The organism is Arthrobacter sp. 01N444 (assembly GCF_056399305.1).
Genome location: NZ_JBFTRB010000014.1, coordinates 94,801 through 112,335, shown reverse-complemented (window position 1 = coordinate 112,335; position 17,535 = coordinate 94,801). Strand labels below are relative to the sequence as shown.

General features: G+C 68.2%; 13 protein-coding genes and 1 rRNA gene. 7 read left to right on the top strand and 7 right to left on the bottom strand.

Translation table 11 applies throughout. From position 1 onward, the window contains the following. From rrf to AC1DKN_RS15555, 5 genes are all read left to right on the top strand, one after another. Positions 1-88 (top strand): 5S ribosomal RNA (rrf, locus tag AC1DKN_RS15575); the annotation flags it as partial. A 441-nt stretch (positions 89-529) separates the two neighbouring features. Then, the gene (locus AC1DKN_RS15570) at positions 530-973 is read left to right on the top strand and encodes a hypothetical protein (RefSeq protein ID WP_476871782.1); all 444 of its coding nucleotides are present in this window, start codon (positions 530-532) and stop codon (positions 971-973) included. Between the two features lie 425 nt (positions 974-1,398). After that, complete coding sequence (locus AC1DKN_RS15565; protein WP_011776355.1) at positions 1,399-1,686, top strand: HU family DNA-binding protein; 288 nt, start codon at positions 1,399-1,401, stop codon at positions 1,684-1,686. Between the two features lie 232 nt (positions 1,687-1,918). Continuing rightward, the gene (locus AC1DKN_RS15560; RefSeq protein ID WP_476860381.1) at positions 1,919-4,093 is read left to right on the top strand and encodes a bifunctional copper resistance protein CopD/cytochrome c oxidase assembly protein; all 2,175 of its coding nucleotides are present in this window, start codon (positions 1,919-1,921) and stop codon (positions 4,091-4,093) included. After that, positions 4,090-6,048 carry an NHL domain-containing thioredoxin family protein gene (locus AC1DKN_RS15555; RefSeq protein WP_476871781.1) on the top strand — a complete coding sequence of 653 codons (1,959 nt, stop codon included), beginning with the start codon at positions 4,090-4,092 and terminating at the stop codon, positions 6,046-6,048. Before AC1DKN_RS15560 ends, AC1DKN_RS15555 begins: the two co-directional genes overlap by 4 nt. Before the next feature lie 106 nt (positions 6,049-6,154). Here the strand turns inward: AC1DKN_RS15555 and AC1DKN_RS15550 are convergent, their stop codons facing one another. The 4 genes from AC1DKN_RS15550 to AC1DKN_RS15535 form a co-directional block, all read right to left on the bottom strand. Next, positions 6,155-7,147 carry a hypothetical protein gene (locus AC1DKN_RS15550; protein ID WP_476857287.1) on the bottom strand — a complete coding sequence of 331 codons (993 nt, stop codon included), beginning with the start codon at positions 7,145-7,147 and terminating at the stop codon, positions 6,155-6,157. Positions 7,148-7,281: 134 nt separating this feature from the next. Further along, positions 7,282-9,030, bottom strand: coding sequence for a helicase HerA-like domain-containing protein (locus AC1DKN_RS15545; protein ID WP_476871780.1), 1,749 nt, complete (start codon positions 9,028-9,030; stop codon positions 7,282-7,284). A gap of 49 nt (positions 9,031-9,079) precedes the next feature. Next, on the bottom strand, positions 9,080-9,784 hold the full coding sequence (locus AC1DKN_RS15540) for a type 1 glutamine amidotransferase domain-containing protein (RefSeq protein ID WP_476860377.1): 705 nt from the start codon (positions 9,782-9,784) through the stop codon (positions 9,080-9,082). A 70-nt stretch (positions 9,785-9,854) separates the two neighbouring features. Next, entirely contained in the window at positions 9,855-10,724 is an 870-nt protein-coding gene (locus AC1DKN_RS15535; RefSeq protein ID WP_476871779.1) for an aldo/keto reductase, read from the bottom strand. 178 nt (positions 10,725-10,902) lie between these two features. Between AC1DKN_RS15535 and AC1DKN_RS15530 the strand changes: the two genes are divergently transcribed. Continuing rightward, positions 10,903-11,703 (top strand): glycoside hydrolase family 25 domain-containing protein, encoded by an 801-nt coding sequence (locus AC1DKN_RS15530; RefSeq protein WP_476871778.1) that lies wholly within the window; start codon positions 10,903-10,905, stop codon positions 11,701-11,703. Positions 11,704-11,836: 133 nt separating this feature from the next. Then, a complete protein-coding gene (locus AC1DKN_RS15525; RefSeq protein ID WP_028278201.1) occupies positions 11,837-12,826 on the top strand; it encodes an LLM class flavin-dependent oxidoreductase in 990 nt (329 codons plus the stop codon). A 19-nt stretch (positions 12,827-12,845) separates the two neighbouring features. Here the strand turns inward: AC1DKN_RS15525 and galK are convergent, their stop codons facing one another. Genes galK through AC1DKN_RS15510 form a run of 3 tightly spaced genes read right to left on the bottom strand, consistent with a single transcriptional unit; the run spans position 12,846 to position 17,489 of the window. Beyond that, entirely contained in the window at positions 12,846-14,084 is a 1,239-nt protein-coding gene (galK, locus tag AC1DKN_RS15520) for a galactokinase (RefSeq protein ID WP_476871777.1), read from the bottom strand. Then, positions 14,081-15,262: a galactose-1-phosphate uridylyltransferase gene (gene galT / locus AC1DKN_RS15515; RefSeq protein WP_476850788.1), complete on the bottom strand. Its 1,182-nt coding sequence runs from the start codon at positions 15,260-15,262 to the stop codon at positions 14,081-14,083. Before galT ends, galK begins: the two co-directional genes overlap by 4 nt. A gap of 1 nt (position 15,263) precedes the next feature. Then, a complete protein-coding gene (locus tag AC1DKN_RS15510; protein ID WP_476871785.1) occupies positions 15,264-17,489 on the bottom strand; it encodes an alpha-galactosidase in 2,226 nt (741 codons plus the stop codon). Between the last annotated feature and the right edge of the window lie 46 nt (positions 17,490-17,535).

Here is a 17,535-nt window from a genome sequence, read left to right as displayed (position 1 = left end):
CGGTCCCATCCCGAACCCGGAAGCTAAGACCCACAGCGCCGATGGTACTGCACCCGGGAGGGTGTGGGAGAGTAGGTCACCGCCGGAACACCATTAACGGTCGAGGACCCCCACCACAAGGTGGGGGTCCTCCCGCATTTACCCCCCCCTCAGGCAGGGCCGGGACCCCGGCCCCGGAGCCCGGGCCCACGGCCGGCTGCCCCCAAACCGGTCCGGTACACGCCCTGCCATAACAGCGGCCCCGGGGCCCGCCACGAGCGCCCCACATCCCCGGGCAGCCGGCAGGGCATCCAAGGCCGGTGCCGGCGTCGCCCCGCCAAGGCCTCCCCTCACTGCCCGCCAGGATGCTTCTAAAGTCGTCAAGCCGGGTTCTGATAGCGCAGCCAGCGCAGCGAAAGGACAAACCAGCTCCTTGGAACTGGCCCCGCTACGTATTAAGTTCCTGGCGTTGTGCAAGTATGAGTCCACTGACCTTTGGGGGTGACCGGTGATGATCACAGGCAAGTTCAAGTACTCCGCTACTACCACAATGCTGGGGCTGATCTGCGTCCTAACAGCCTGTGGCATGGAGGTGCAGCAGTCCTCCAATGCCCAGTCCTCGCAGTCCCCGCAGCATACGGAATTCGGCTCTATCGAGGAAGCCCGCCGAGCCGTTGCCGATGTCATTGGCTGCGAGGAAGCGCCCAAAACGGCCCCAATCATCAATCCGGAGCTGGCCGGTTACACGGCCGAATACGCCGTCTGTTCAAAACGTGTCCAGGTCGAGTGGTTCAAGACCGAAGAGGCCCGAAATGCTGAGCAGCAGCTGTATGCGGACAGCACCCAGCCTTTAGCCATCGTGGAGGGTAAAAACTGGATGGTCGTGGACATGTCCGAGGCACTTCAGGAGTCTCCGAGCGGTATGGACTTGAAGGGCCTGGCGCAAGAGCTCGGCGGCGAGTTCAAATCCGTGAATGGTGCCAAGCCGTCTTAGAACGCCAAGAGTTAGGCCTCATCAGTACGTGGGAGATTCCCCTCGGAGGCAATACCATGGGTGAGCCACGCCCAAGCCAGGCCACAGCACCAGACTGCCAGCCACTCACAGAGCAGCCGGATATAGACTTACAGACCATGGGACGGGTCAGCAGCGGGCAGCGCCCGGGGTGGCTACCTGGCGGCACAAAGTACGCCGGCGGGGACCGCGGCGGAACTCGGTGAAACGGCGCCGACGAGGGGGCTTCCGCTCTCGGCGCAATTTGACGGCGATCGGCGCCCGATTCCAGTGATTTTCCCCAAAAAAGGCCGAAAACACGCGGAATTTGCCACCTCTGAGGCGCCAAGCTGGTAAGTTTTCGAACAGTGGTTTGTACGCATGCCGTGTGCAGGCTCCAAAAATCGTGACCGTCCAGGAGGACATAAATGGCTAAGAACCGTAGTGAACTTGTTGCAGAGGTAGCAGGCAAGGCCGGCACCAGCCAGGCAGCAGTCAACTCCGTGCTCGACGCACTGTTCGAGGTCTTCGAGACCTCCGTCGCCGCGGGCGAGAAGATCACCATCCCGGGCTGGCTCGCCGTAGAGCGCACCGACCGTGCAGCTCGCACCGGCCGCAACCCGCAGACCGGCGAGACCATCCAGATTGCCGCTGGCCACAGCGTCAAGCTGACCGCCGGCTCCAAGCTGAAGGCTGCAGTCGCCAAGAAGAAGTAGTCTTCTTCGCAGGCTTGAAAGGAGCGGCAACCCTCGGGTTGCCGCTCCTTTTGCGTCCCCGGCCAGTCCCCGGCCAGTCCCTAACCCGGTCCCTAACCGGTCTTAGCCCGGCCGGGCGGCCTTCCCGACGAATCCGCAGTCCTTTGAAGGCCGGGCCGGCCTGGCGGATCCCCAGAGGCCCAGCCGCCGGGGCCGATTCGCTGAGCTAGGCGGCGTAGCGGACAATGGAGGTGTGCCTTCCGCAGTAAATCCCACGCCCACAACCGCAGCGCCCGTTCCCCCCGGGGACGCACGCGGCCCTGGCTCCGGTCCCGCCGGGATTGCCCGGCCTTGGCTGATCGCAGGCCTTGGCGCGTTGTTTATTGGCCTGGTAGCGGCACTTATCTTCTCCGGCGCAGCAGCCGCCCGCGAGGTCTCAGATCCCGGGGCACTGGTGCGCTGGGGGCTTCCGGTGAGCAAAGCGATCCACAACGTCGCTGTCGCCACCGTGATCGGCGGCCTCATCTTCGCCGTCGGCATCCTGCCGCGAAACAGGAACGGCTCCCGGTCCAAGGAGCAGGACGCCCCGGAACATCCGGCCTTCACCCGGGCGCTGGCCGTGGCAGCGGCCGCCGGCGCCGTCTGGACGCTGTCCGCGATCACCGTGCTGGTCCTGGGCTACGCGGACATTGCGGGGCAGGGCATCTCCGGGGATCCGGAATTCACCCGCTCCCTCGTTTACTTCATGACGGACATCGAAACCGGACGCGCGTGGCTGGCTGTCGTAATCATCGCCGCCGTCGTTACCACCGCCCTGTTCGGAGTGCGCTCCCGCGGCGGCCTGGCACTGACACTGGTCCTTTCGCTGATCGGTCTGGTTCCCGCTGCCCTGATCGGACACTCCTCCAGCTCCAGCGACCACGAGGGCGCCATCAATTCGCTCGGCCTGCACCTGGTCGGCGTATCGGCCTGGGTGGGCGGCATCATCATGCTCGCGGTCCTCTCCGGGGTCCTGGAGGGCACGGGCGCCGGCGGCCGCACCTCGGGGGCAGCTTCGGGGACTGCAGACATCACCGAGCCAACCCTGCGCCGGTTCTCATCCCTGGCCGGCTTTGCCTTCGCGCTGGTCTTCGCCTCAGGCGTGATCAACGCCAGCATCCGCCTCACCACATGGGCAGACCTCTTCGGCTCCGCCTACGGGCAACTGATCCTGGCCAAGACGGCAGCGGTCCTGGTGTTGGGCGGCATCGGGCTCATGCACCGCCGCTGGGTCATCCCGCAGCTGGGCAACCGCGCCATGGGCAGGTCCGCGCGGCGGGTGCTGTGGCAGTTGGTGATCGTGGAGCTGATCATCATGGGAGCGACGTCCGGGATCGCCGTCGCGCTGGGGCGTTCCGCCCCGCCGCAGCCCACCACTTTCGCCCCCGACGCTTCGCCTGCCTTCATCCTCTCGGGCTACGAGCTGCCGCCGGAACTGACCCCGGACCGATGGCTCACGGAGTGGCGGCTCGACTGGCTCTGGATCGCCGTCGTCGTATTTGGCCTGGTGTCCTACCTCCTCGGCGTACGAAGGGTGCTGAAGCGGGGCGACTCGTGGCCCTGGTTCCGGACGGTCAACTGGGTGATCGGACTCATGGTCCTCACCTACGTGACCTCGGGGCCGCCGTCGGTCTATGGCAGGGTGCTGTTTTCGGCGCACATGGTGGACCACATGGCCCTGACCATGGTGGCCCCCATCTTCCTGGTCCTCGGCGCCCCCGTGACGCTGGCACTGCGGGCGCTGACCCCCCGGCGCGACAGCTCCCGCGGCCCGCGCGAGTGGCTCATGATCTTCATCCACTCCAAGTTCTCGCAACTGGTGACCCACCCGCTGTTCGCGGCCGCCAACTTCGCCGGCTCGATCGTGCTTTTCTACTACTCGGACGCGTTCGGCTATGCGATGCGGGACCACGTGGGCCACGAACTCATGAACCTGCACTTCGCCCTCACCGGCTACATCTTCGTGCTCACCATGATCGGCACCGATCCGTTGCCGCGCCGCGCACCGTACCCCATGCGGCTGCTGCTCCTGTTGGCCACCATGGGCTTCCACGCGTTCTTCGGCGTCGCCATCATGGGCGGCACCGGACTGCTGGCCGCCGACTACTTCGGCAACCTGGGGCGGACCTGGGGCCCCGCGGCCCTGCTGGACCAACAGATGGGCGGTGCCGTGGCGTGGGGGATCGGCGAAGTGCCAACCCTGCTGGTAGCGATCGGAGTCGCCGTGATGTGGTCCCGCTCCGACGCGCGCGAGTCCAAACGCACCGACCGGGCGGCGGACAGGAATAACGACGCCGATCTCACCGCTTACAACGATATGTTTGCCAAGCTGGCCGAGCGCGACGCCAGGCTTGCCGAACGCAATTCAAAGCTGGAAGGACGCTCATGACCGAAACCGTACGCACCCACCTCCGGGTCCGGGCCTCCGAACTGGTGGGCCGCAACTGGCTTAACACCGGTGGCAAGTCCCTGGACCTTGAATCCCTGCGCGGCAAGATCGTGCTGCTGGACTTCTGGACGTTCTGCTGCATCAACTGCCTGCACGTCCTGGACGAACTCCGCCCGCTCGAGCAGCAGTACTCGGATGTCCTCGTGACGGTCGGCGTGCATTCGCCCAAGTTCGAGCACGAGGCCGATCCCGTGGCGCTGGCGGCCGCCGTCGAACGCTACGAGATCCGCCACCCTGTCCTCGACGACCCCGAGCTGGACACCTGGAAGGCCTATACGGCCCGGGCCTGGCCGACCCTGGTGGTCATCGATCCCGAGGGCTACATCGTGGCGCACCTCTCCGGCGAGGGCCACGCGGACGGCCTCGCCGTGCTGATCCCCGAGCTGATCGCCGAACACGAAGCCAGGGGCACCCTGCACCGGGGCGACGGCCCCTATGTGGCGCCGGAACCGACGTCGGGAACACTGCGCTTCCCGGGCAAGGCCCTGTTCCTGCCCGCCGGCCGCGGCGTCGGAGGCGCCGGCGACGGCTCGTGGCTGGTGACCGACACCGGCCATCACCGGGTCGTGGAACTCTCTACCGACTTTCAGACCGTGCTGGCCACGTACGGCTCGGGCGAAAAGGGCCACGCCGACGGCAACGCCGCCACCGCCCGGTTCAACGAACCGCAGGGCCTGGTGCTGCTGCCTGAGGATGTCGCCGCGGACGCCGGTTACGACGTCGTCATTGCCGACTCAGTGAATCACCGGCTCCGCGGGCTGTCCCTCACGGACGGCACCGTCCGGACGCTGGCCGGCAACGGCGTACAGCGGCTGCTGGAAACCGGTCCGGCCCGCGTGGACGAGGAAGGCGCCGCCTACGGTACCCGGCTCGAGGCGGACCCGCTCGCGGTGTCCCTGAGCTCGCCGTGGGACGTCGTCTGGTCCACCAAGCTCAACGCCGTGGTGGTCGCGATGGCGGGAGTGCACCAGATCTTCAGCTTCGACCCGACCTCCGGGGCCGTAAAGATCATCGCCGGCAACGGCCTCGAAGGGCTCCTGGACGGCCCGGCCGCTGAAGCCTGGTTCGCCCAGTCCTCCGGCCTCGCCGAAGACGCGGACGGCAACATCTGGGTGGCTGACTCCGAGACCTCCGCCCTGCGCAAACTCGTGATTGATGACGCGGGCAGCATCACCGTCGAGTCGGCGGTGGGCAAGGGCCTGTTCGACTTCGGCTTCCGCGACGGACCCGCCGGGGAGGCGCGGCTGCAGCACCCGCTCGGCGTCACGGTGCTCCCTGACGGTTCGGTGGCCATCGCGGACACGTACAACGGCGCAGTCCGCCGCTACGACCCCGCAACGGGCACGGTCTCCACGCTGGCCCGCGGACTGTCCGAGCCCTCGGACGTGATTGTGGACCACACCCAGGTCGCCGGATCCGAACCGTTGCTGGTGGTGGTCGAGGCCAACAAGCACCAGCTCGTGTACGTGCCCATCCCGAAGGAAGCCCAGCAGGTGGACGAGGGTGCGGCGCAGACCCACCGGCCCAAGAGCCCCGTGGCGCCTGGGCCGCTCGAACTGGCGGTCCGCTTCACGGCGCCCACCGGCCAGAAGCTGGACGACCGCTGGGGCGATCCCACCCAGTTGAAGATCTCGTCCACACCCCCCGAACTGCTGGTCTCCGGCGGCGGGACGTCCGTGGGGCTCCTGCGCACCCTGGAGCTTTCCTCCGACGTCCCCGAGGGCGTCCTGCACATCACCGCCCGCGCGGCCGCGTGTGACGGGCCCGAAGACGCCGACGGCGAGATCCCGGACCATGCGGCCTGCCACCTCTACCAGCAGGACTGGGGAATCCCCGTGCTACTGCAGGCCGACGGAGACACCGAGCTGGTCCTGGACCTGCGCGGAATGGACTGAGCCGCTGCGCCAAGGCTGAGCCGAAGGCTGCCGTCCGTGACCCTGAATCACGGACAGCAGCCTTTTGGCTTTCTTCGGGCCTCCGGCCGCGGAGCCCCGGCGGGTACTAATAGTCCAGCTGCGGCGTGAGCTTGACGGTGTCGCCGTCGATGTCCAGACGGGTCGTGAAGCTGAAATCGTGGACGGAGTCGATGTCGGACACGGCGCCCGAGAACAGATCCTGTTGGCGGGCCTTGATCCGGGCCTTGCCGTCGAGGGGCGCCACCACCCAGCGGCCGCCGAACGGCTCGATGCTGACGCTCGGGTAGTCCGTGATGCTCCAGTCGATGGTCCCGTCCATCACGCGGTTGTTGGTGGCGTGGTAGAACGGGCAGTTGGGCTGCAGCTTCTGCTGCTTGTCGGCCTCGTCCGCGCAGGAGTCCAGGAACTCCTTGACCTTGCCGCTCACGGCCTCCTTCAGGGCGCCCGTGGCCTCGGTCAGCAGGTTCAGCGGGGCCGGAGGCGCGTCCGCGGCCGACACGGTGGCGCGGGTGGCCGGGGCGGAGAAATACTGGCCGTTCAGGGTCGCCTCGTACTCGCCCGGGTAGAAGACTGCGAAGGAGTTGCGGCCGTTGGGCATGTTCACCGGCACGCCGTTGAGGGTGGCCTCGCTGGAGTTGACCACGGTGACGTCCAGGACGGGCAGCTCAGAGGGGACGAAAGACCATTTGTGGAAGAACAGCCACTCGGTGCCGGAGCGCTCCAACAGGAACTCGGTCCGCAACTTGTTGCCGTCGACTGTGTACTCCATGGGCACCATGACCTGATTGGCACCGCGCTCTTCCGCGGCGCCAAGCTTGACGTCGGAGACGCGTGCCGCCGCGGTTTGTAGGGCCGTGCCGTCGAGCATCGCCGGGTTGCTTTGTGGCACGGAGGCGCGCAACAGGCCCAGCGCCTTTTCGCCATCGCCCTTTTGCAGGGCACTCAAATATTCGCGGACTGGCTGCTGGGGCCCGGCAATGGAGTCGTTCACCAGGTTGATCGACACGATGGCCCCGGCGACGGCAAGCATCAGTCCCAGCAGCCACACTGCTGCGATTTTGACCAACGCCTGACTCATCTGCACCATTCTTACGTTACCTGTACCCCACAGGAATCCCGGTGTCACAGTCCGCATCTGTGACGCGGAGCATGGCTGAAGGCCGCCCGGCCCACGGGCAGGGAACGTTCGGTTGGATGCCGCCGCGGTGATCCCTAGCGGCGGCGGCGTTTGGAGGAAGTGCCGAAGACGCCGCGGAGCAGTTCCCTGCCAAGCTGGGTCCCCAGCGAGCGGGCCATGCTCTGAAGGCCACCGCCCAGGGCCCCTGCGAGTTCGCCGCCAATGCCCCCGCCACCGCCGGCCGGCGGCTGCGCCGGCCGGGGGGCACGCCGCTCGGCCACGTTGTCATCGTCGGGCATCCTGGGCGCCGGCGCGGGGCGGCTGCTGGGGCGGCCAAGGATTTCCTCCTCGATCCGCCGGGCTTCGGCGTCGATGGCGCGGGGGTCCAAACCGCCGCCCTGGGCGGATTCCTGGCTGCCGCCGTCCCGGGCGCCGCCGTGGTGTGCGGTCCCGGCCGCCGGCCCGGTGGGGGCAGCGCCTGTGCGGTCACCGCCTTCGGCGGCGATCTTCTCGTACGCCGAGATGTTGTCGACGGCGGTGCCGTACTTGGGCAGCAGGGCGGAGGCGGCGACGGTGCTGGAGATCAGCTCGTCGGTGCTGGGACCCATCACGGACTCCGGGGCGCGGAGCCGGGTCAGCGCCACCGGGGTCGGCGCGCCCTTCTCATTCAGGACTGTGATGACGGCCTCGCCGATGCCGGCGGTAGTGAGGGTCTCCTCGAGGTCGTAGTCGCTGGTCGGGAAGGTGGAGACGGTGGCCCTGAGGGCCTTGGCGTCCTCCGGGGTATAGGCGCGGAGGGCGTGCTGCACGCGGTTTGCCAGCTGGCCGAGGACGTCGGCGGGGACGTCCTTGGGGGTCTGCGTGACGAAGAAAATGCCGACACCTTTGGACCTGATGAGCCGGACGGTGGTGGTGATCGCATCAAGGAAGGCTTTCGAGGCGCCGTTGAACAGCAAGTGGGCCTCATCGAGGAAGAAGACGAGCTTGGGCTTGTCGAGGTCCCCGGCCTCGGGCAGGTCCTCGAAGAGGTCGGCCAGCAGCCACATGAGGAACGTCGAGAAGAGCATGGGCTTGGTCTGCAGCGTCGGAAGCTCCAGGCAGCTCACCACACCGCGACCGTCCGGCGCGGTACGCAGCAGTTCGGCGGTGTCGAACTCGGGTTCGCCGAAGAACTTCTCCATACCCTGCGCCTCGAGCGTGATCAGTTCGCGCAGGATCACGCCGGCGGTTGCCTTGGAGAGGCCGCCGAGTTCCTCAAGTTCGTCCTTGCCCTCGGCCGAGGTCAGGAATTGGATCACGGCCCGCAGGTCCTTGAGGTCGATCAGCTCCAGGTCTTTCTTGTCCGCGAAATGGAAGACGAGCTGCAGGCTGGATTCCTGGGTCTCGTTCAGGTCCATGATGCGGGAGAGCAGGATGGGGCCGAAGGAGGTGATGGTGGCGCGGACCGGTATGCCCTTGCCGTCGCCGCCGAGGGCAAGGAACTCCACCGGAAAAGTCTTGCCCGACCAGGCCTGGCCGATGCTCTCCGTGCGGGCCAGGAGTTTTTCGGTGCCCGTGGCGGCGGTGGCCAGGCCCGAGAGGTCGCCCTTGATGTCGGCCAGGAACACGGGCACGCCGGCGGTGGAAAGCTGTTCGGCCATCATGTGCAGCGTGACGGTCTTGCCCGTGCCTGTCGCCCCGGCCACGAGGCCGTGCCGGTTCATCATCGCGAGCGGCAGCCGGACGGAGGCTTCCTTGTGGAGTTCGCCGTCGACGATCGCCGCGCCGAGCTCGATCGTCGGGCCGTCCAAAGTGTAGCCCTGGACGATCGTGGCGACTTTGTCTGCAGTGGATTTGATGGCCATGCGGTTAGCTTAGCCGGGTCCGGGGTTCCCGGACCCGGCTAGGAGTGGCTTATTCGGCGAGGGCCTTGAGGACCTCCTTGGCCACGTCCTCGCTGGACTGCGGGTTCTGCCCGGTGATGAGGTTTCCGTCCCGCACAACGTGAGACGTCCAGGCCGCGCCGTTCTCCACTACCGCGCCCTTCTCCTTCAGGACATCCTCCACGAACCACGGTGTATTGGGTCCCGTGCCGCCACCCAGCTCCTCCTCATTGGTGAAGACGGTGAGGCGGCGTCCGGCGAAGGTGAACGCGCCGTCGTCGTCCGTGGCGCTCAACAGCCCGGCCGGGCCGTGGCAGAAGGGGGCAATGATCTTGCCGGCCGTGTTGACGGCCGTCAGCAGGCGGCCAAGGTCGGCATCCTGGTACAGGTCGGCCATGGGCCCGTGGCCGCCCGGCATCACGACGGCGTCGTAGGCGGAGGCGTCGACGTCGGCCAGCACCAGCGGGTTGGACAGTTCGGCGTCGAGGGAATCGATGTAGCGGCGGAAGCTATCCGCACGGTCCTGCCCACCGGCGGACTCGGCCGCGAGGCTCACCTCATCCACCGTCGGCTTCTTGCCGCCCGGAGTGGCGATGTGCACGGTGTGGCCCGCGTCGAGAAGGGTCCGGTGGGAGACGACGAGCTCCTCGGCCCAGTACCCGGTGGGGTGTTCGCTGCCGTCGCGCATCGTCAGGGAATCTGCTGCCGAGACAACCATCAGAATATTTTTAGCCATGGTGCTGCTCCTGTTCTGCCGGCAGGGCCGGCGGACGGTGGATAAGGTGAAATATGGGAAGCGGCGCGGTTCAGCGGGTCGCTTCGAGTTCCGCATAGGTGGCGTCGTCGAGGACGACGCCGGCGGCGGCCAGGTTGTCTTCAAGATGCTTGACGGAGCCGGTGCCGGGGATCGGCATCATGACGGGGGACCGGCGCAGAAGCCAGGCCAGCGCCACCTGGGAAGTCGTGGCGCCCAGCCGCTTCGCCGCCTCGTCGAGCGGTCCGCCCGGCCGGGCCAGCTCGCCAGCGGAGATCGGCGCCCACGGAATGAAGCCGATGCCGTTCTCCTCGGCGTACTCGAGGACGTCCTCGGAGCTGCGGTCGGTGAGGTTGTAGCGGTTCTGCACCGTGGAGACGGTGAAGTACTTCCCGGCTTCCTCCAGGTCCTCGATGCTGACCTGGGAGAGGCCGAGTGCCTTGACCTTGCCTTCCTTTTGCAGATCGCGAAGCACGGTGAACTGCTCGTCGCGGTCCACCTTGGGGTCGATCCGGTGCAGCTGCAGGAGGTCGAGGGAGTCGACCTTGAGTTTGCGCAGGCTCAGTTCCGTCTGCTGGCGCAGGTATTCGGGCCGGCCGACCGGAACCCAGACGTTGGGGCCGGTGCGGGTGAACCCCACCTTGGTGGCGATCTTGAGGCCGTCCCGGTAGGGATGCAGCGCCTCGGCGAGGATTTCCTCGCTGATGTTGGGGCCGTAAGAGTCTGCGGTGTCAATGAAGTCGACGCCGAGCTCCACGGCGCGGCGCACGACGGCGACCGCGGCGGCGCGGTCTGCCGGCTCGCCCCAGACGCCGTCGCCGACGATCCGCATGGCGCCAAAGCCCAGCCGGTGGACGGTTCCCAGATCCTTGAGGGCGATCGTGGCGGATTTTTCCGGATGCTGTGAATTGTCGTGGCTCATAGGAAAGTGAACATCCTCAGTCTGCTGACTATTCCAAGGCTCCCTAACGGGGCGTCCCCGCCCGTCGATGCGGGGGCGCCTGCAGGCGTGCGTTCCGGGCATTCCTGCGGCAAAACCTGCGCCGTGGCGGAATTACGCCACCGATTAGCGTTTCTGCGATTTTGCCTTAGACTGTGGCATGCCCAACTCGTTCCCGCGCATCGTGCTGGCCTTTGCCGTGACCCTCGGCCTTGTAATGCTGGGCGGAAGCCCCGCTTCGGCCGCTACGGCCAGTACCTCGGGACCCGGAATCGATGTGTCCTGGCCGCAATGCGGGAAGACCCTCCCAAAGCAGCCGGCCTTCGCGATCGTCGGCGTCAACCATGGCCTGGCCAACAACACGAACCCGTGCCTGGCAAGCCAGCTGGCCTGGGCCAAGACCGCAAAGTCCCCGGCAGCGACGGCGCAGCCGAGGGTGGCGCTGTACGTCAACACGGCCAACCCCGCCCGGCAGGGGTCCTGGTGGCCCACGTTGAACACCTACAACGGGGTGAAGGTCACAAACCCCTACGGCAACTGCGCCTTGGGGTCGCTCAAAGCCTGCTCCTATATGTATGGGTGGGCCAAGGCGTCCGACGACGCCAAGCGCCGCGGGGTCAGCAACCCGCAGTCCTACCTCTGGTGGTTGGATGTGGAAACGGAAAACACCTGGCAGGCTGACAAAGCCGCCAACGTCGCCGTCCTGGAAGGCATGGCCGCCTACTTCAAGAAGATCGGCGCCCGCGTGGGCCTCTACTCCACCGCCTACCAGTGGGGGGAGATCGCCGGAACCGTGAAGTTCGCCAGCCCGCTGGCAGGTCTGCCGAGCTGGCTCGCTGGAGCTGGATCGGCGGCCGGGGCCAAGGCGAACTGCGCCCGCCCCGGACTCACCCCGAACAGCCGCGTCTCGATGACGCAGTACATCTCCGGGGGCCTTGACTACAACTACTCGTGCCCCTGAGCCGCCTGCAGAAATATCCCGGGGGCCGCCGTCGTTGACCCCAGTGTGCCCGCGCCGGAAACCCGGTGCCACCCAGGACCGCAGTCCCAACTCCGGCCCGCACACTGCTCCGCTACGAAAGGCCGGCTTTTCCGTGACTGTTCCGCTTTCCATTCTTGATCTCGCAACCATCGGCCCGGGCCAGACGGCGGCCGAAAGCTTCGCCGGCAGCGTGGCCATGGCGCAGCTCGCCGAGGACCGGGGTTACCGGCGGATCTGGTACGCCGAGCACCACAACATGTCCGCGATCGCCTCGTCCGCCACGAGTGTACTGATCGCCCACGTCGCGGCCCACACCTCCAGCATCCGGCTCGGCGCCGGCGGCGTGATGCTGCCCAACCACTCGCCGCTGACCATCGCCGAACAGTTCGGCACGCTTGAGACCCTGCACCCGGGCAGGATCGACCTCGGCCTGGGCCGGGCGCCGGGCAGCGACCAGAACACCATGCGCGCCCTGCGCCGCGATCCGATGTCGGCAGACAGCTTCCCGCAGGACGTCCTGGAGCTCCAGGGCTACCTGAGCGGCCCCACCCGCATCCAGGGCGTGGAGGCCACCCCGGGCAAGGGCACCAACGTGCCGCTGTACATCCTGGGGTCCTCCCTGTTCGGCGCCAGGCTGGCCGCCCAGCTGGGCCTGCCCTATGCGTTCGCCTCGCACTTCGCGCCCAACGCGCTGCAGGATGCGGTGGCGGTCTACCGCCGCGAATTCCGGCCCTCCGCGCAGCTCGAGGCCCCGCACGTGATCGCCGGAGTCAATGTCATTGCCGCCGATTCCGCCGCTGAGGCGCAGGCGATGTTCCAGGCCACCAAGCGGGCCAGGGTTTCCTTGTTCTTCGGCAATGGCCGTGTGTTCAGCGACGACGAGGCGGATATGATCCTGGACTCGCCCCAGGGCCAGCAGATGGCGCAGATGATGAAGTACTCCGCGGTGGGCACCCCCGAGGCCGTCCTGGCGTACCTCGAGGAGTTCACGGCGCACGCCGACGCCGACGAACTGATCGTGGCGCACCAGAGCACCGGGACCGAACCCCGGCTCCGTTCTGTGGAACTTCTGGCCGACGCCGCCCGCCTCGTGCGGGCATAACGACCTAGGGCCTTCCGGGCTACAGTTCCCGGCGGGCGCCCTCGGACGCGGTGACGGGGAAGATGTGCGGGGCCGCGTATCCGGCCCGGGCGAAGTCGCGGGCAACGCCCGCGGCCACCGTTGCGGCGCCGTCGTTGCGGACCAGAGCAATGGCTGCGCCACCGAAACCGCCGCCGGTCATGCGCGCGCCGATGGCGCCCAATCCCTGCGCGCTGGCCACGGCGAGGTCGAGCTCAGGGGTGGAGATCTCGAAGTCGTCGCGCATGGACTCGTGCGATTCGTTGAGGAACGGCCCGATCGCGGCGGGGCCGGAGGTCCGCAGTGCCGTCACGGTGTCGAGCACCCGCTGGTTTTCCGTGATGATGTGGCGGACCCGGCGGTAGGTCTGTCCGTCGAGCTGTGCCGCGGCGCGGGGAAGATCGTCCGGGCCCAGCGCCCGCAGACTGCCGACGCCCAGGCGGCGGGCGCCGTCCTCGCAGGAACGGCGGCGGCTGGCGTAGCCGCCGTCGGCATGGGAATGGCTGGTGCGGGTGTCGATCACGAGCAGCCCCACCCCGGCACCGGCGAAGCCGAGGGCAACCGGCTCGGTCGACAGGTTCTGGCAATCGAGCAGGATGCCATGATCGGGCTCGCCAAGGAGCGAGGCCGACTGGTCCATGATGCCGGTGGGCGCGCCGACCACCCGGTTCTCGGCCAGCTGGCCGATCCGTGCCAGTTCAGGCCTGCCCAGCCCCAAGTCCCAGAGATCGTTCAGGGCCAGGGCCACCGCGCATTCGATTGCGGCGGAGGAGGACAGCCCGGCGCCGGCCGGGACATCCGAGGTCAGCGCCAGATCCAGGCCGGACATCCGGGACGGGACGCCGGAACCGGCTGCTGAACCGGACGCGACGTCGGAACCGGCTGCTGAACCGGACGCGACGTCGGAACCGGCGCCGGCTGCTGCCGCCCGGGACATCGCCCAGGCCACGCCGAGGGGGTACGCGGCCCAGCCGGTGAGGCTATCCGGGTCCAGGCGGTCGAGGCTTACCTCTATGACGCCGGGGAAAGAGCTGCTGGTGACCCGGAGCAGACGGTCTGCGCGGACGCGGGCCGCCACCGTGGTGCGCTTGTCGATCGCGATCGGAAACGCGAAGCCCTCGTTGTAATCCGTGTGCTCACCGATCAGGTTGACCCGCCCGGGCGCCGACCACAAGCCGTCCGGCGCGCCCCCAAACTCGCTGGAAAAGTACCCACTTTCCCGTTCAAGGACCTCGTTCATGGCTGGGCTGCTTCCTGTTCTGTTGCTGGGAGTTCTGTACGGAATGGCTCGAGCCCTGGTGTACGCGGTGGCGGCGATGCTGCCTCCATGGCGTCCCGGAGCCGGGCGGCGGCCGTTTCCGGCGGGATGTCCGCAATGAATGCCCCCATCGCGGCTTCCGACCCTGCCAGGTACTTGAGCTTGTCCTCCTCCCGGCGGGGCGAGGTCAGTTGCAGCATGAGCCGGATGTCGTCCCGGTGGGCGTGGACGGGAGCCTGGTGCCACGCCGAAATGTACGGCGTGGGGCTGTCGTAGAGGGCATCGACGCCACGCAGGAGCTGGCGGTACAGCAGGGAGAACTCATCGCGTTCCTCGTCGGTCGTGGCGGCGAGGTCCGGGACGTGCCGGTGCGGGAGGATATGCACTTCCAGCGGCCAGCGCGCGGCAAACGGGACAAACGCCGTCCAGTGCTCGCCCTGGAGCAGCACCCGCTCGGATTTCTGCTCGAAGCTGAGGATGTCCTCGAACAGCGCGCCGCCGTAACTTTCGATCGTGCGGACCAGCTGGGCCGTGCGCGGCGTGATGTACGGGTAGGCGTAGATCTGTCCGTGCGGGTGGTGCAGCGTCACGCCGATCGCTTCGCCGCGGTTCTCGAACGGAAAGACCTGTTCGACGCCGGGCAGCGCGGACAGCGCGGCCGTCCGGTCCGCCCAGGCTTCCACGACCGTGCGCATTCGGGACAGGGGCAGGCCCGCCAGGGAGCCGGTGTGTTCCGGGGAGAAGCACACCACTTCGCACCGGCCCACGGACTGCCGGCTGCGCCCCAGCCCCACCCGGGCGAGGTCATCCAGGCCTTCCGGCGCGGCGGCCCCCGCCAGGTCCGGCCCGAAGGAGGGGGACTTGTTTTCGAAGACGGCGACGTCGTAGAGGCTCGGAATCTCCGAGGGATTCTCCGGCGACGCCGGGGCCAGCGGGTCCAGGTGCGAGGGCGGCAGGACCACCCGGTTCTGCCGGGCGGCCGCGATCGAGATCCACTCCCCGGTCAGGGCGTCCTGGCGCATGGTGGCCGTGGGCGGCCGGACCGCCGGCGCGCGGAGATCCTCGCCCCGGTGCGGGGGCAGGGCGGTATCGGCATCATCGAAGTAGATGATGTCCCGGCCGTCGGAGAGCTTGTGGGAGCGTTTCGTAATCTGGCCCATGCTAGGGGTTCCTCACGGGGTGTGCGCTGGTTGCGGCTGGATATGCGGCCGGAGCGGCGGCGGTGGCGCGGCGGACTGCCAGGAGCAGCCCGTGTTCCGGGTTCAGGACCGGCATTGGGAGCCCGGATTCGGCCAGGAAGCGTCCCGAGACCTCGACGCCGCCCGCAAGCCACGCCGGTGGCGCCGCCTGCAGGAACGCCCGCCGGTCCCCGGCCGCCGGGTAGACCGCTTCCACCCGGTACGCGGTGTCCGGGAGCAGCCCGGGCAGGCAGACCTTCCCCGGGACTTCGGCGAACGACGTCGCCACCGAGACCAGGGCGTAGAGGGCCTCGCCGCCGTCATGGGACACGACCCCGTGCAGCCGGAGGGCGGGATCGGGCTCGTCGGCCCGCACCATGCGCCCGCTGTGCAGGAGCGGCCGGTACTGCTTGAACAGTGCGATGGCTTGGGCAAGCTCGGTCCGTTCGGCATCGTCGAGGCGCCGGACATCCCATTCGAGGCCGAAGTGGCCGAACATCGCGGTGATCGCCCGGAACGAGAGATCGTGCGTTCGCGCCGTGGTGTGGCTCGTGGTGGGGCCAATGTGCGATCCGACGAGCTCCGGCGGCACCACCACGCCGGTCCAGCGCTGGATGGTCTGCCGTTCCAGGGCATCGTTGCAGTCCGAGGCCCAGATCCGGTCGGTGCGCTCCAGGATGCCGAGATCCACGCGGGCCCCGCCGGAGGAGCAGCTTTCGATCTCGACGCCGGGGTGGGCCTTGCGGAGCTCGTCCAGGAGCCGGTAGACGGCCTGAGTCTGGGCGTGCACGGACGGCCGGCCGGCGTGGCCCATCTCGGCCAGGTCCCGGTTCTGGTCCCATTTGAGGTAACTGATCCGGTATTCGCTCAACAGGGCATCGAGCCTGTCGAAGATGTATTGCCAGGCCGCCGGATTGACCAGGTCAAGGACCTGCTGGTGCCGCCATTGCATGGGCAGCCGGCCAGTCAGCCGGCCGGCCGGCCCGGCGATCCAGTCCGGGTGGGCGCGGGCCAGGTCCGAGTCTTCGTTGACCATTTCGGGTTCGACCCAGAGCCCGAATTCCATGCCGTGGCCGGTAACGGCGTCGATCAGCGGAGTCAGGCCCTCGGGCCACAGGCCCTCGTCGACGTACCAGTCGCCTAGACCCGCGTGATCATCGCGGCGGCCGCGGAACCAGCCGTCATCGAGGACGAAGCGTTCCACGCCGAGCCCGGCGGCCGCTTCGGCGAGTTCGAGCAGCGGCTCGAGGCGGTGATCGAAGTAGACCGCTTCCCAGACGTTGAGCACCACGGGACGGGCTTTGCCGGACCGCACGCCGGGGTGGTGCGGGCGCCCGCGGAACCAGCTGTAGAAGGCATCGCTGATGCCGTCCAGGCCCGCGGCGGAGTAGGCAGCGTACAGCCACGGGGTCTCGTAGCTGGCGTTCGCTTCCACGCTGATCTCGCCGGCGCCGAGCAGTTCCGAGGCGCCCAGGACGGTCCGGCCGTCCGCGGCGGCGTCAACGAAGCTCTCGTGGTTGCCGCTCCAGCCCAGATGCACGGCCCAGACCTGCCCGTGGCGGTTCCCGAATCCGGGGGTTCCGGCCGCGAGCAGGAGCGAGGCGTCGTGGCCGGTCCGGCCGTGCCGGCCCGAGCGGACCCATGTGCCTTGGCGCAGCGGAAGGCGCTGGGGGTGGGACTCCCGGCACCAGCGGCCGGTCAGGTCCAGGATTTCTGAGGCGGCGCGGCCCACGGGCAGCACGGCGGCGAGTTCGTCGAGGCTGTACGGGCCGGCGCCGTCGTTGTCGAGCCGGTGCCGGAGCTGCAGCAGGCCTCCGTCGTTGATCCTGATCTCCGTGCGGACGCTGACACCGGCCTCGGGGTCGGCCTGGGTGATGACGGCCGAGCAGTCCGCCCCGCGGGACCGCTCGCCGCTGGACAGCTCAGCACTGGAACGTTCAACACTGACAACACGCAGACGGGCCGAGAACGCCTGGCCGTTCCGGTGGCCGCGGAGGCCGGGGCGCCCGCGCCAGCCGGAGGACGCCTGCGGGATCAGTCCCAGCGTGACCGGGACGTCGAGGGCCGAGTGCGGCACGGCCTGGCCCAGCAGCGAAAGATCCGGCAGGGCCGGGCCGAGGTCGGCGCCGAAGTGCAGCATGGCGGCCTCGCCCGTGCTGAAGTCGATCAGCAGGGATGTTCCGGAGCGGCGCAGGTACAACGGCTCCACCGGCGGGACGCCCACGGGGGAGCGCGTCTCGGCGGCAAGGGTGAGG